General features: G+C 36.3%; 16 protein-coding genes and 2 pseudogenes. 1 reads left to right on the top strand and 17 read right to left on the bottom strand.

Going from position 1 to position 14,010, the window contains the following annotated elements; all coding sequences use genetic code 11:
- The first annotated feature begins 26 nt into the window (after positions 1-26).
- Positions 27-392, top strand: coding sequence for a hypothetical protein (locus DXE33_RS00090; protein WP_114638112.1), 366 nt, complete (start codon positions 27-29; stop codon positions 390-392).
- Here DXE33_RS00090 and DXE33_RS00085 read toward each other — a convergent pair.
- The 17 genes and pseudogenes from DXE33_RS00085 to DXE33_RS00005 form a co-directional block, all read right to left on the bottom strand.
- Positions 389-1,117, bottom strand: a complete 729-nt coding sequence (locus tag DXE33_RS00085; protein WP_114638111.1) for a sugar transferase — start codon at positions 1,115-1,117, stop codon at positions 389-391. The genes DXE33_RS00090 and DXE33_RS00085 overlap by 4 nt on opposite strands.
- 12 nt (positions 1,118-1,129) lie before the next feature.
- Positions 1,130-2,233, bottom strand: a complete 1,104-nt coding sequence (locus tag DXE33_RS00080; protein ID WP_231970266.1) for a glycosyltransferase — start codon at positions 2,231-2,233, stop codon at positions 1,130-1,132.
- A 40-nt stretch (positions 2,234-2,273) separates the two neighbouring features.
- On the bottom strand, positions 2,274-3,506 hold the full coding sequence (locus DXE33_RS00075; protein ID WP_162785381.1) for a hypothetical protein: 1,233 nt from the start codon (positions 3,504-3,506) through the stop codon (positions 2,274-2,276).
- Entirely contained in the window at positions 3,503-4,432 is a 930-nt protein-coding gene (locus DXE33_RS00070; RefSeq protein WP_162785380.1) for a glycosyltransferase family 2 protein, read from the bottom strand. Before DXE33_RS00070 ends, DXE33_RS00075 begins: the two co-directional genes overlap by 4 nt.
- Positions 4,433-4,434: 2 nt before the next feature.
- Positions 4,435-5,343 (bottom strand): hypothetical protein, encoded by a 909-nt coding sequence (locus DXE33_RS00065; protein ID WP_162785379.1) that lies wholly within the window; start codon positions 5,341-5,343, stop codon positions 4,435-4,437.
- Positions 5,344-5,417: 74 nt separating this feature from the next.
- Positions 5,418-6,170, bottom strand: a complete 753-nt coding sequence (locus DXE33_RS00060; protein WP_114638106.1) for a DUF268 domain-containing protein — start codon at positions 6,168-6,170, stop codon at positions 5,418-5,420.
- Between the two features lie 8 nt (positions 6,171-6,178).
- Positions 6,179-7,399, bottom strand: coding sequence for a glycosyltransferase family protein (locus DXE33_RS00055; protein ID WP_162785378.1), 1,221 nt, complete (start codon positions 7,397-7,399; stop codon positions 6,179-6,181).
- Positions 7,396-8,295: a hypothetical protein gene (locus tag DXE33_RS00050; RefSeq protein WP_114638104.1), complete on the bottom strand. Its 900-nt coding sequence runs from the start codon at positions 8,293-8,295 to the stop codon at positions 7,396-7,398. Before DXE33_RS00050 ends, DXE33_RS00055 begins: the two co-directional genes overlap by 4 nt.
- Positions 8,292-9,797: a lipopolysaccharide biosynthesis protein gene (locus DXE33_RS00045; RefSeq protein WP_162785377.1), complete on the bottom strand. Its 1,506-nt coding sequence runs from the start codon at positions 9,795-9,797 to the stop codon at positions 8,292-8,294. The genes DXE33_RS00050 and DXE33_RS00045 overlap by 4 nt, the downstream gene beginning before the upstream one ends.
- A 17-nt stretch (positions 9,798-9,814) precedes the next feature.
- Positions 9,815-10,174 (bottom strand): annotated as a pseudogene (locus DXE33_RS10305) (FkbM family methyltransferase); the annotation flags it as partial.
- 32 nt (positions 10,175-10,206) lie between these two features.
- Positions 10,207-10,587, bottom strand: a complete 381-nt coding sequence (locus tag DXE33_RS10300) for an FkbM family methyltransferase (protein ID WP_114638101.1) — start codon at positions 10,585-10,587, stop codon at positions 10,207-10,209.
- A gap of 79 nt (positions 10,588-10,666) precedes the next feature.
- Positions 10,667-11,425: a glycosyltransferase family 2 protein gene (locus DXE33_RS00030; protein ID WP_197711952.1), complete on the bottom strand. Its 759-nt coding sequence runs from the start codon at positions 11,423-11,425 to the stop codon at positions 10,667-10,669.
- On the bottom strand, positions 11,394-11,726 hold the full coding sequence (locus DXE33_RS00025; RefSeq protein WP_114638099.1) for a hypothetical protein: 333 nt from the start codon (positions 11,724-11,726) through the stop codon (positions 11,394-11,396). The genes DXE33_RS00030 and DXE33_RS00025 overlap by 32 nt, the downstream gene beginning before the upstream one ends.
- Before the next feature lies 1 nt (position 11,727).
- Positions 11,728-12,471: a glycosyltransferase family 2 protein gene (locus tag DXE33_RS00020; protein ID WP_114638098.1), complete on the bottom strand. Its 744-nt coding sequence runs from the start codon at positions 12,469-12,471 to the stop codon at positions 11,728-11,730.
- Positions 12,468-13,100 carry an HAD family hydrolase gene (locus DXE33_RS00015; protein ID WP_114638097.1) on the bottom strand — a complete coding sequence of 211 codons (633 nt, stop codon included), beginning with the start codon at positions 13,098-13,100 and terminating at the stop codon, positions 12,468-12,470. Before DXE33_RS00015 ends, DXE33_RS00020 begins: the two co-directional genes overlap by 4 nt.
- Positions 13,087-13,725 carry a PI-PLC domain-containing protein gene (locus DXE33_RS00010; protein WP_114638096.1) on the bottom strand — a complete coding sequence of 213 codons (639 nt, stop codon included), beginning with the start codon at positions 13,723-13,725 and terminating at the stop codon, positions 13,087-13,089. Before DXE33_RS00010 ends, DXE33_RS00015 begins: the two co-directional genes overlap by 14 nt.
- Positions 13,722-14,010 (bottom strand): annotated as a pseudogene (locus DXE33_RS00005) (SDR family NAD-dependent epimerase/dehydratase); the annotation flags it as partial. The gene DXE33_RS00010 and the pseudogene DXE33_RS00005, both read right to left, overlap by 4 nt.

Here is a 14,010-nt window from a genome sequence, read left to right as displayed (position 1 = left end):
GGCTACAAAAAACGAGCTGACCATCGGTGAGTTTATTGCCAATAAGATTCCCCAAACAAAAACCCGAGGGTAGTGAACCCTACTCGCAAAGCATCAATTGGAAAATAGTCTTTGCAAATCAAAAGCCTAAAATAGAATTAAACATTGAAGATGGTATAAAAGCGGTGGAATTAAAAGAATTAAAGCGAGCTGCCGAGTGGTACGGTCAAGAAATCATGAGAATGATCGTGCGCGCACAAAAAATTGCTGACTTTAATAAGTTAGGCCCCATCGAAGAACAGGCCACCACCCCAGACTTAGATCAACTTGATCGCTTGATGCGGTATCAAACTAGTATTCAAAGACAACTTTCCACCGCCATTGGAGAATTGCTGGCTTTAACTAAAACCTAATGACCACCGCCCTTAACAATTACCAAAATACCCTTCCAAATAATCCACAAATCTAGGCATAGCAAGCCAAAAGAAGATCGTTTGAGATATTGATCCACGTATTCATATTCATAGACTGGGTTACCCATTTCTGAGGTACCCTTATTAATATGGCCCAATCCCAAAAGTCCCCCTCGTAGCAAAAATCGGGTTACATTCCCCTGGGCTCGGTCACGCTCATAGTGCAATACAGACAGAGGACGTGGTCCAACAATACTCATATCCCCCTTTAGTACGCTCCAGAACTGAGGCAATTCATCAAGATAGAATTTTTTAACAAATTGACCAACATAGGTCCTACTATCCGGAGTCCACTCCGCTGAATAAGCAATCCAATCATGGCGTTTAGCCCCCTCAGGCTCTATGTATTTAGTCTTAATTAGTCGAATCTTATATTTAGGAATAATCTCCCCAGCACTTACTCCGTTGTAATAAAAAAACATAGGCCCGGCATTTTCGGGAATAATCCAACCCTCAACTAAAAAAGCAAGCTTCAGAATCAATAAGATAGGGGCAGAAATCAACAGAAATAATATCGCCACAAACTTATCAAATACTACCTTATGAAAATGTAGGGGCAAAGGTTCATTTAATTTAAAAATATGAGCATATTTTATTTTGATTTCATCATTAGGTGCGGCATAAGGAAAGGCCTGCAATGGCTCATTATTTGAAATATTTTGCATATAATAAAAAAATCAAAGATTTTTGTAATTATCAAAAAGATTATCAAGCATTTTTTTCAATGTAAAATTGTTTTCTACAAAATCCTTTGCAAGATTTACCATTTCATTTGTTTTATCAGTATCATTAAGTATGGTAATGATTCTATTTGATAGTGACGCTGCATCACCCAAGTCGAATAGATAGCCTGTCTTTTTATCTTGAATAACCTCGGTCAATCCGCCGCAATTTGAGCCAATTACGGGCCTAAGCATCAAAGAGGCCTCAACTGCTACATAACCAAACGATTCAAATAAAGATGGCACCAGGACAATATTACATTTTTCATAATAGGCTGCAACATCCCCAACATCCCCATGAAAAGTAACGTTATCTATAAAATTATCTTTGCAAAAATTAACTAGCGACGAAAATTCTGGCCCAGAGCCACAAAAATGAAGATGAAATTGGTAAAAATTTGATCGATTTAATATGTTCAACGCCTTTATTGCAACTTGCTGCCCTTTCATATCTCGCAGTATTCCAACCACTAATAAATTTACTTTATTTTCAACCCCATGATTCCAATGTTTTTTAGGCAGAAATAGGGTTTCATCAACACCATTGTAGTTAACTATGTACTTATTATCAGCTAGAATCCCACATAAAACTTCGAACCGCTGAAGGGAGTATATAGACTCAAATATGAAAAGAGCGGTTATACGCTTAAATATACGCTCAATAAATCTGTAAATAAACCCCTCAAAGAATCCAAAACTTGCATGCAAACTTCCGCCGTGCGGCGTATAAATTGATGGAATTTTTAAAAGAAATCCAACGATTCTTGCATAAATTCCACCCTTTGCGCCATGGCCATGAATAATATCAATATTATTATTGTAGCAATAACGTAACAATATAAAAATATTAGATAAATCTCTCCAATGGGGCTTTTTTACTATATCTAACTGGAGCCTATTAATACCATATAAATCAAATGATTTAATATCAAATTGTGCTTTAACATCTAACGTTGACCCATGGACATAAAAAATATTAGTATCATAATCAACCCCGGACTTAACAATGTCATGAACATGTTTTCTTATCCCACCAGAAACATCACCCAGTACTTGCATTACCCTAAGTTCTGAATTTTGGCACTTAGACTTCATAAAATCATTTATTTCTTTTAAATAATGATGCAATTCCTATTGCAGAATAAATAACTATTAATGGATAAAAGCTGTCGCGAGCTCGTCCATTATAGGGAACAATGAGAGCCAAAATTAAAATTAAAAAAATAAATGCTAAGTTCACAATTGTTAAACTATTTTTTCTATAAATCCAAATTCCCTTTATATAAAATAACATCACCACTTGATGTACAAAACTTCCCCAAATTAATAAAGAATCAAATTTATTATAGGCCTCTAATTTATGAAAATTAAAAAATGGAGTAAACAAAATTCTAAATAAATCAATAAAAATATTAGTCGTCGGAGTAACATCCGCAGAATCATTATGAGTATCTGCAAAATTTTGAATTATATTAAATAAATCATAAATTTCTTGACCTCTAAAATAGTATCTAAATATGATGAAAGATAAAATTATGCAAAAGACTTGCATTAATATTTTTTTTATTACTCCTTTGGCCGTAAGGAAAAAGTATACTAAAAATGTAATAGAAATCATTATCGATAAATAAAATCTTTCAAAGATTAATATAGTGATCGGGATGATTAACAAAGTTTTAATCTTATTTCTATACTTAAATATTGATAGTAATATCAATGAGACTAAAAGCTGAATAAAAAAATCTTTATAGAATTGAATTGTATAAAATGTGATTGTTGGGCTAAGTGCATAAATAATTCCTGCAACTGAAGAAGTGCAAGCATCATTTGTCAATTCCATTGCTGCCCTGTAAATTATGAAGATGGTTACTATTTTTATTAGCATCATAGCCAATCCAGTAGCCAAAGGATTTGCACCCATAAAATAAAAAAATAACCCTACCCAAATATTAGAAATGTAAATTGTTTTAAATGGGTTTTCATTAAAAATTTCTAATTGCCCTTCGCCTGCCATCCAATCAGAAAAGGCAATAGCATTAGGAAGATGATGATCCATTGCATCAGCCGCCCAAATCATTGAATCAGCCCCCCCCGCCATTAGAAAGCCAAGTAACATGCCGCTATGATTACAAATGGTCATAAGAGCTATGTAACTTGGCGCTATATGAATTGAATTCTTAAGGCTTTTATATATAAGATAAGAACTTACTGATGTCACTAACAACACGTAAAGCATCGACATGAAAACGTAAATTTCCAAGTCAAAGGTTACCCCAAGACTAAAGATAAAAGCTGTAATAAAAATTAATACTGGGGGAGCCAAGGCATTCATTGAAAAAAATTTGATGCGCGTATTTTTGATAGATTTCTAGTATAAGAATGACGAATGATCCACAACAATAAAATAAAATAATTTCTGAGAAAGAAATTATTTAACATTAAAATACTCAACAGAGATCTTAGAAAATATTTGAAGCGACAAGTCAAAAGCTGATACTTCATAGCTTTAATTGACCAAAATAAATATGCCATATGTATGATATTGTTGGGTATACCGACCTCAACAAGTAAGTGCGCTTTTAATACCTTTAACTCTTCATTGGCATGAGTAATTTTATTACTTGAAAGACTCCCGGCTGAAATTCTATATAAAGCTAATTCCTGATCAATTTTCTTTAGCCTATATAACTTTGAAATCCTGATCCAGTAATCCCAATCTTCCGTCCCCCTAAGATCCTCCCTGAAGTATCCAACATCAAACACTACATCACGCCTTATCATTACAGTCAGTGTAGCAATGTAGTTTGAAACCAAAAGCTTGTAGTGATCATTATTATGAATATTTATAGGGCCTGTAAACAGACTAAATGAATCTGTTTCGCTAAATTTAAAACCTCGATATCCAGAATAGACTAAACCTAAATCTAGTTGAGATTTAGAAAAAATAGAAATCTGCTTCTGTAATTTAGAGGGAAGCCATAGATCATCGGCATCTAAAAAGGCAATGTATTCTCCGGTAGCTATTTTCAAACCTGAATTTCTAGCTGCAGCAACACCTTGGTTAATTTGGTTGATTATTTTAATTCTGCTATCCTTAAACCCTGAAATAACCTCTAATGTGCCGTCTGTAGACCCATCGTTAATAATCAATAATTCCCACTCATTAAAACTTTGATCAAGGACACTCTTAATTGCAGGTGATATTGTTCTCTCAGCATTAAACGCTGGCATGATTATCGAAACACGAGGTGTGTTCAAGCTTAGAGCCCACGTTTAATATATTTAAAATCAACCTCTTGATGAACTGAATTATTCATCAAACCTCTTAAATTTGCATAATCAATTACCATGCCATCCAGCCATAACTGAAGTAAGTGATCTTGATGTATTGAGCCATATTGATTAGCAATTTCGTTTTGAACCTTATTAGCTGGCACATTAACTAATCTTGATTTGGCAAAACAGAGGCCGTCCTTATTACGATATAAATATTTAATATTTTGCAGGGAATTTTCAAATGAGCTTGGACTATTAAAGTCTAGACGCCTTATCCAAGACAGCACTTCTAATGTAGGGAAAATATGGCCATCAACAGAAAGTGGATACGCCCAATCAAACAGTCCATCTCTCCACTTCCATTTTAATAAAACTCCATTATTACCTTCAACTCCATTATTACCTTCAATATTTTTAGGAAGTGGCTGCAAAGAATTTACAACATATGAAAAGCTGAGGTTAGCACCCATTCTTAAGCTAAAAATTGCATTAGTTATATCTAGTGATGATAGATAATCATAATCTATAGATTCTGTAAAAAAAATGTCATCAACAAGAAAAAAAACCTTCTCAGTTGACAATTCTAATATTGTTTTTTCTAGGCATTTCTTAAAACCAAAAAATTCAACCTCCGAAATAAAGTCAGCTTTATCGCCATATATGGAGCAAAGTATTTCATATGATTTTTTATGCTGTTCGCTAGAATATGCATAGATTATTTTAATACTACATTCACCAATTTTTGTCTCAAAAAAGGATCTCAATAATAAATCTAACTGCATTGCTCGATCCTTTGAAAAAACAACTCCAGTAATGGATGCAGAAGAATACTTTATAAAATTAGACTGATTGGCATTAATACTTTTACTATTTATAGATGATGCAACTCTCATGCGCCACGAAACATATTTAAAATAATCCTTAAATGGAATTAACTTTTTTATTAAGCATGATATATATTTAAATGTCATTTTTTATTTTTATTAAAATGGAAAAGTCCACAGCCATAATTTTGACTACTAACTATATTTATATCTGCATTTTCGATTAATCCACCATCATATGGATCATCTGGAACGAGTGAAAATTCCACTAGTTCAAGGCCTTTAAACATGGCTATAACCTGGCTGTAAGAATAAATTCTATGCGCATTAAATACAATATTTGGCCTCCCCACTGGCACAACTATGATCAGGCTTCCACCAATAGCTAATACCCGAGTAATTTCAGCAGCCGCTTTTAAATCGCCAATTGAATCTATAGGATCGCCATATCTACCCAGGCCAATATGCTCAATAACGTGCATACAAGATAAAGAATGAATGCTCTCATTAGAAAATGGAAGTGAACTAAGATCAGCATGAAAATCATTTAGACCAGACAAACCCAATCTTACCGGTCGATAATCGTAAAACTCAATGGGTACAAATGCGGAAACAATTGAGCTGAAATACAAGCTTGAAGATATGTCAACGTGCAATAAAGGCTTTATTCTAGAAACTAATCTAGCTGCCCATGCCGTATGGTAAATATAATGTCGATCATATGATGTTGATAGTGTTTTATCTCTTAGACATAACTTAATTTTTTTTATTGCATAACCAAACCTAGCGTCCCGCTGCTTTCTTGAATTATTCATAAATGCCAAATAATCTACTAAAAATTCAATCGGACGCATAAAAATTAAATGTACTATTTTTTTAAATAAATTGTATTTCATGATTAATTTTATAGATTAATACTTTCATTTAATAATGCAGCCATCTGATGTACAAAACCCTCGGCTCGATGAAAAGTTGTATGGTTATCATACACCTCATGAAGTGCAAAATAAGCTTCTTTAAAGTCCTCGTTTAGGGAATTAACTATAAACTCAAAAAGCTCTTTATATTCAGATGGAGAGTTAGCCTGGAACATGGATTGTTTTGTAAATCGATTATTAAGCAGAAGTGGATTATCTATTAACTGAGGAATTCCACAAGCAGCCAGAATATATGTTCTTTCATTTAATTCACTAGCCCAATCAATACTATCATCAATGTGCAAATTAATTCCAACTCTTGCTCGTGCATATAAAAATTTATGGTATTTAATTTCTGCATATTGACTAATATTTGACCATCCTGGGCCATCCAAAAATCCTGGATATTTAGACATTATTGGAGTAAGCCATTCCTCATATCTACTTTGTTTATCTGGATTAGAAGAGGCGAGGAACGTATATGGCAAATCCTTAACAGCATCAATTGGATAATAGTGTAGGGGGTTGGCCCCAAATTCAATACTGTATATTGAATAACCCTGTAAAAAATACGGGGCATAATCTTTGCGGGCCTCAAGGTACTCTGGAGATCTGAAGCTATAAAAAAAATTGATATTTTTTGATTTCGCCCAATCAAGTCTGGCTTGGAGAGGCGAATTTCCATAAGCCTCTATGGAAGCAGTTAAGCCAACTTGCAGAGATACCTTATGCCGATATCTTTCAACTGCCGCCCAATTTATTCTATTTCTATAAATATCGTTGTCACTCGACATAAGCACAGTTGGCCTAAAAGACTCTAATCGATCTTCAGTTGACTCCCCCCAATACAATCCCTCACATGGAATGCCAATATACTGAATACTCTCTAATAAATTGGAAAAAAGAGAGTGCCCCCCTGGAGATACTGCTTTAGGCGGAATGTGGATCAAAATTCTCACGCCTCTTGTATTACAGTACTTATTTTTAAATCTAATTAATACTTCATTTCGAAGGGCTTGCCCCCTCCTAGCAATATCAGAGTAAAAATTAGGACTGTCCCCATCCACTAAGGACCTAAATTTTGCATCTTCAAGAATTTGATCATGTCTATACCAAGTATCAGGGTGAATTTTTTTTTCGAATGACCTACGWCGTAGGTCATTCGAAAAAAATTTAGCGCCGCGACTAAAAAATTTAGCTAAGCTCATTTTCTTACCCACCATTTAATGGTTTGGCTAGAGCGCTCCAGCAAAACAGTAATAGCTGAAAATAACTTAAAAATGAAAGCAAAGCGCCCCGCCACTATGTATCCAGGGGCTACGGCGGAAACCTTGCCGCTTTTCCAGTCAGCTTCACTCCACCAAGGATGCTCCCAAGCTTGTCCAACACTGCGAAATCCGCTAGATTTACCAAACCAAAAAATTCCAAGTCGCCTGTAATCAAATAATCTAAAATAATTGACTGCTATCTCCCTATGATCGAGGCTGCGGCCTAACTTTGATTGCAATCTTGATTTATAAATTGCATAAAGCTCAGACTCAGAGCAATAAAGCTCGGACAAATCTGAGGTACTTGGAAAAATTTTCATCAACTCCATCGACATCTGTTTTGGCATATTCATACTTAAGGCATAATCAAAACCAATATCGCCCCACAACATCTCCATTTCTTGGGTATGGCCAAAAGCAAATAAATCAGGTATTGATGAAAACCAGTCTGGATCAACAGATAAATTTCTAAATGCCGGCATAACAATCCTAGACTCAACCCCATCAGGAACTTTATATTGGGCCCATTCCAAAAGAATATTAAGGTCAAGAAAAGAGGGGAGCATATCTGTTCGCCATTTCAGTATGTAATCGCATCCAAAAGCTTTTGCCTCCTGAACCCCCTTAGCCGAACTGAGGCGCTGAAAGTTTCTATTTGAAATGCCGCCGTTAGGCGGCTTTTCATTTCTAATGACTGAATAGTTTCCAGCTGGAATGTAACTATCTTCATTTGCCCAAGTTGATAAAACCGTAAAATCAAATTTTTTGGAAAGCTCGTCTATAACATAAGGCGTACCCCTGCGGATATCGCCCTGTATAACACACCCAATTCTCATAATGAAAATGCTCGCATAACCCTAGTTTTGAATTCAACTTCTTTTGAGGCAATAAATTTTATCCCCTCTCTCGAAAATAATTGGAGTAGAGTCAATCCACTGATAGCAAAAGCCAATGAAATCCAGCTATCGACTTTTAAGATTTCACTAAAAATAATGCCCCCCATAATGGTGACTAAACTAGGCACAAAAAGATAAGAGAAAATGATCTTAATGTAATTCCTAAAACTAAATCCCAGCTCTTTTTTAACTAGAATAAAAAGATATGCCTGGCTTACTGTTGCCCCAATTACAAAGCTCGCCACAACCCCTGGGGCACCATGGACGGGACCCAATTCAAGCGAGAGAACAACGGTAACCAGCATCTCTGCCGCTAGCCAGACTGGCCAATAGCCAAATCGCTTTGAAGCATAAACGACCACCCCAAATGCTCCCATTGGAATATAGAGAAAAGTGTACACCAAAATCAAACTCATCACCGCATTTCCAGTGTAAAGATTATTCCCCACCCATAAACCAACAAAAATTTGGTTGAAACAGTAAAGCACGATGATGACGAAAATTGAAATTCTCATCAATACTTTGCTCATTCCAAAAAAAATATTTTTAACTCCCTCAATATCGCCATTCGCGAAGAGTTCTGCCAGGGAGGGGAAAAATGGGGTGGCTAATTTCATGCTATTCGAACTTAGCGCTGAAGGCAATCTATTCGTAACACTAAAACTCGAAACAAAAGCCGGACCAAGAATTGAACCCATCGCAATTAATAGATATTGCACCCTAAAAATTCCGTATACGCATTTAACAAGATGAAATGAAAAAGAATATTTGAGCACCTCTCTTAATAAGCCTAGGTTTATAGGTTTGAAGCGAACTCTCAACTTAGGATATCTATTTTTAAGCTGTAAAAATAGATATAAACATTGCATAAAAGTAAAGAATGCTAGAGAAACTGGGAGAGATAAAATTCCAAAACCAAAATTGAGCAACACAATTGCGCCAACACTAGAAAGGACATTAAAAAGAGCAGCCGCGCCATTTACCAATRAAAAATGTTGACGAGCCACTAAAATTGCTGAGATAGACCCCCCTATTATTACAATGATTAAGTTCAATAGTGCGAAAAAAAATAAAATCGCAGCAGTAGGATTGAGATCTGTATTGAACTTGATTAACGATCCCAAAAAAATAAATGTTATGTAACTTACAATTAATAAGCCAACCAAAGTTATGCTTTTGATAATGAACACCAAAAAAATAGAATCTAGGATTTCACTTTTTTCAAATGATTTTGAATCCGCCGCAATTGCTATTAAATACTGATCGGTTCCCAAATCCAAAAAACCAATTAATGCTACCAAAGCATTAATTGATAGCCATAAGCCATAACTCTCTATTGAAAGAAAACTTAAGTAGATAGGTACTACTAAAAACCCTATAACTATGACTAGTATAGTTCCAATTAAGTCGACACCTATACCCTTCAATATTTTTTTAGTCATGTAACGGATTTAAGCATTTAACATTTCTTTAAAATAAAGGCACAATCAAACTCAGATAACATTCCATTTATTTCGTAGTAGGATTGATGCAGGTCATATAAAACATATCCGTAGGAATGGAGTAAATCAAAAATATCGTTATACAAAGCTGAACTTGAATATTTTTGAATAGTCATAACTTCAATTATCACCGCTTTAATTTTTCCACTCGAAAGAGCCTTAGCAGCCCCCTTCAAAACTTCCATTTCAAAACCTTGAGTATCTATTTTTAAAATAATCGGATTCTCGATATGGTTTTCTTCAAGATACCAATCTAGTGTCACAACATTTACCGGATACTTACATATCGGATTTATCAAATAGTGCTCTTGGTCATACTGATAAGAGGGTGCAAACTCCTTTAAGGAGCTTAGGCCGGAAGTACTATGGAAGTACTATATTCGGTAATCTCAACAACCCCGTTGGTGGATCCTAGAGCATAACTTTCATCTTTAATATATTTAAAACGGTCAGCAATTGCTTGCAGCTTTTGGCTCATCGATTTTAGGGGCTCAAAGGAAATGACTGAAGCCTCTTTTCCTAGAAATCTATAAACAACTTTTGCAAACCAGCCGTCATTTGCACCAACATCGAGGATAACTGGTCTCACTCGCTCATCAGACAAGAGAGAAATTAATCCGAGCAATACATTGGAGTAAAACTTGTAGTTTCCAGGACTTAAATCAACAAAGCCATTTTGTAGTGATCTAAATTCTCGCAAAGAGTCAATATTTATATTTACTCCTTTCATGACTACTAACAAACGGTAAATTAAATAGGAAACTTTTGATAGAAATGGATTTCTATCAAGATAACCCTTAAGTTTTTTTTCATAGTTGGTTAATCCGTGCTATGAAGTTTTTGAGATCCTCTGGCGTTCCTAAACCATGCATTCCATGACCCAGTCTACCTATATTAAAGTAAGCAATAGTCTTGCCTCTAGCAATCATTTCATTGTAAGTTGGCGCCACATAAAACTCATTATTTACCCGTAGATTTTTGGCAATCATTGCCTCTGCAGCAACTATGAAGTCAGCACCATGTAGATAGTTATAGATACCGACAGTAGCCTCATCAGAAACCACCTCTTTCTCCACCACCCGGATAATTTTGTTATGTTGATTGAGCTCAATATATGACCATTTATCCTGATTTTCTTTCATTGTCATAATTAAGCCATCCATATTCGGCCTTAGGCTATTTAGGTACTGATTAATATCGATTTCGACATATTGATCGCAATTGGCAATCATCAATTGGTCAGCATTATTAATATATTGCTTCGCTAAGAGAACTGTACAAGCAGCTCCTTCCGTGACTCTACTTACCTCAAGAATCTTGCATCCAGGCGACTTTTCTTCTAACAAATTTCGAAGCGGGTAATCATGCAGATGCTCCGCTTGACAAATAAATATAAAACGATGCTCACAGCTTGGCGTTAAATTATTAATGACAACCTCAATCATAGGCTTACCATGCACAGGTATAAGTGGCTTTGGATCGGTATAGCCAGCCCTCGAAAACCGACTCCCATGCCCCGCCATTGGAATCACAATATTAATCAATTGGCACTCCAGAGTATTTATCATTGTTTACGCCTGGATACTTAACAACCGTAGTAGTGACATCAGTAAGCGCTAAGAAGTCAGTGGGAGTGTTAGGCTCTATCATCAAAATCGCACCCGCTCTGTAGACAACATTATTCATCTTTACCTCGCCATCAACAATCACGGTAATCTCGGTAGCAATTTTGTGGTGGTGTACTGACTCATATTCACCAGCCTTATATTTTTTTACGGCAACCTCAACCTGATTTGTTGATAGGACCGTGGGAGTAAAGTTACCAACAAACCAACCTTTGGTCATATCGTTCAAATAAAATACTTTCATCTTATTGCCTATCATTATGTTTAAGGCTTGACTCATATTCTTCTATTTTTTGGGGGCTATAGAACGTATGGTATTGCTCATTAGGCACTGCGTAATAACCAACTTTCTTGCCAGACAAGACATATTCATTAAAAACTGGAGAGATAAAATATTTGCCTTCTACACAGGATCCATTCTTAATGGAGGCCATACCGCTTTGTACAAATTCAGAACCCTTTCTATACCAGTAAATCCCGGCAATTGCATGCTTACTAATGGGTCTTTTCTCTGCAGTTTCTATCACCAATCCATCCCCATTTGTTTTTACATAAGACCAGCGTGGATGCACAGAACTAAAGGTAAGACAGGCCGCATCCAGACTGCTAGAGGCAAACTGCTGAAGATGCTCGGCGATACCTCGGTCAAAGATTTGGTCAGCATTTGAGATAAGCAAGGACTCATTCTGATTTATGTGCTCAACGGCCAATAAAACACTGCATAAAGCACCCTTTGTATCTGCCCTCAACTTAATAATCTCTGGTTTAATGGGGCTTAATAAATTTAAGGTACTGTCAAGATGAAAGCGATCGCATTCATCTTGCTGCAAAATAAAAATAATTTTTTTGAAGCTATTACAGTAGGTAATATTTTTAATCACGTGCTCTATCATAGGTATTCCCATGATTTCAATTAAAGGTTTTGGGTAGCCAAACTCTTCAAGACTAAAAAACTTAGAACTAGATGCAATTGGAATAACTAAATTCATGGCTGTACCTCGATTTCATCAATTCTTTTGGTGATATTTTCCAGATTGACTTCATGGACATCATGAATAATTAAGAGGTGTGCGCCAGAGGCTCGAGCAGCCTTAATGCCATTTTCATTATCTTCAAGTATGAGGCATTCGTTAGGCTGTAAGTTCATCCTTTGCATTGCAACGGTATACATTTCAGGGTGTGGCTTAGGCTCATGGACATCTTGATTGGAGAGGTAAAAATCAAAATAGTTAGTCAGCGCAGCCCTTTCAAGCAAGATATCCATCGTTTTTCGGATCGAGTTTGAGCAGGCTGCCATCCTATAACCCTTCGCTTTTAAATGAGACAGCGCGTATTGATGATTAAATGTTGGCTTGCATTTCGCATAGCCTAACTGAAAAGTAAACTCTTGCTTCATGTCATTGATAAAGCTATGCAATGCTCTAGGTAATCCACGCTCCAGAGTAAGCATCTCTAATTTCTTTTTTGTTGGTAAGCCATCATAAGTAACTAGGTGATCATATCGATTAATTTCCATGCCAAAAATAGCAAGCGCCTGGTTGAGTGCCTCATAGTGCCAATCTTTTGCATCTATGAGGACGCCATCCATATCAAATAATATGGCCTTAATCTTGCTCATAAAAATATTCCTTTGCTTCCATGGGGAAATCAGTGCAAATAGACACTAATTCATTACGATGAAAATCATGATCTCTAATTAGAGCCCATAGAGCTAAACGTGGTCTCCCATGTAGCTCTGGAGAGACTATTGCTATTTTTTTCTCCTGGTTCAGCAGAGAACTAATAGTGCTGGCACCATACCACTCGCTTTCGAAAGCATCTAGCCAGACACCCTTGCAATCCTTCAAAAATACAGGGTGCGGCTCATATTCACTTAAGCGGCTAAACGTATGAACACCGCTTTTTAAATAACCTCGCATATCGGGTACAGCCATATCAAATACAAATGAACTCTTAAATTCAGCATGCGCTATGAATTGACTTATTAAGTCGTGCAAGCCATCTGACTTGATATTCAAGGCCATGGGCGCAGAAACGGGATATTTTCTATACAAATCAATAAATTGTGAGGCCTTCATCGCTCCAGCAACGGGGATATCATGAGAGACCACCAGCTCTCTATTAAAGTCCCGAAAGTCAGTTTCAATCCCAAAGCCATTTTCCAAAGCCCTTGTGAAAGCTATGAAGGTATTTTTTTCAGCAGCATCAAGCCAATAACCACGATGTGCGATTATGTCAATCATATGATGCCTCCTAATTTGCCCGTGCCAGCTAGCACCCTCCTAAAGTAAGCAATCGTTTCCTTGAGACCATCTTCTAGATTGACCTTCGGTTGCCAACCAAGCTTTAACTTGGCTAATTCAATATTGGGCTGACGCTGTTTGGGATCGTCTGATGGCAAAGGCTGGTGAATAATCTTTGATTTACCGCCAGATAGCTTTAATACAGTTTCAGCCAACTGCAACATCGTGAACTCGCCTGGGTTGCCAATATTCACCGGCCCTGTAAAGCCTTGTTCTGAGTTCATC

Origin of the sequence: Polynucleobacter necessarius (assembly GCF_900096765.1) — a bacterium.
In the GTDB taxonomy this organism is placed as follows: domain Bacteria; phylum Pseudomonadota; class Gammaproteobacteria; order Burkholderiales; family Burkholderiaceae; genus Polynucleobacter; species Polynucleobacter necessarius_F.
The sequence above is the reverse complement of the archived record's forward strand: the minus strand, read 5'-3'. Positions and strand labels throughout refer to the sequence as shown.

What these genes read in the sequence shown, in the direction of transcription:
- DXE33_RS00085 (WP_114638111.1), bottom strand. Translation starts at nt 1,117, where the DNA reads ATGCAAAATATTTCAAATAATGAGCCATTGCAGGCCTTTCCTTATGCC.
- DXE33_RS00080 (WP_231970266.1), bottom strand. Translation starts at nt 2,233, where the DNA reads ATGCAAGTACTGGGTGATGTTTCTGGTGGGATAAGAAAACATGTTCAT.
- DXE33_RS00075 (WP_162785381.1), bottom strand. Translation starts at nt 3,506, where the DNA reads ATGAATGCCTTGGCTCCCCCAGTATTAATTTTTATTACAGCTTTTATC.
- DXE33_RS00065 (WP_162785379.1), bottom strand. Translation starts at nt 5,343, where the DNA reads ATGAGAGTTGCATCATCTATAAATAGTAAAAGTATTAATGCCAATCAG.
- DXE33_RS00060 (WP_114638106.1), bottom strand. Translation starts at nt 6,170, where the DNA reads ATGAAATACAATTTATTTAAAAAAATAGTACATTTAATTTTTATGCGT.
- DXE33_RS00050 (WP_114638104.1), bottom strand. Translation starts at nt 8,295, where the DNA reads ATGAGAATTGGGTGTGTTATACAGGGCGATATCCGCAGGGGTACGCCT.
- DXE33_RS10300 (WP_114638101.1), bottom strand. Translation starts at nt 10,587, where the DNA reads ATGAAAGGAGTAAATATAAATATTGACTCTTTGCGAGAATTTAGATCA.
- DXE33_RS00030 (WP_197711952.1), bottom strand. Translation starts at nt 11,425, where the DNA reads ATGATAAATACTCTGGAGTGCCAATTGATTAATATTGTGATTCCAATG.
- DXE33_RS00025 (WP_114638099.1), bottom strand. Translation starts at nt 11,726, where the DNA reads ATGAAAGTATTTTATTTGAACGATATGACCAAAGGTTGGTTTGTTGGT.
- DXE33_RS00020 (WP_114638098.1), bottom strand. Translation starts at nt 12,471, where the DNA reads ATGAATTTAGTTATTCCAATTGCATCTAGTTCTAAGTTTTTTAGTCTT.
- DXE33_RS00015 (WP_114638097.1), bottom strand. Translation starts at nt 13,100, where the DNA reads ATGAGCAAGATTAAGGCCATATTATTTGATATGGATGGCGTCCTCATA.
- DXE33_RS00010 (WP_114638096.1), bottom strand. Translation starts at nt 13,725, where the DNA reads ATGATTGACATAATCGCACATCGTGGTTATTGGCTTGATGCTGCTGAA.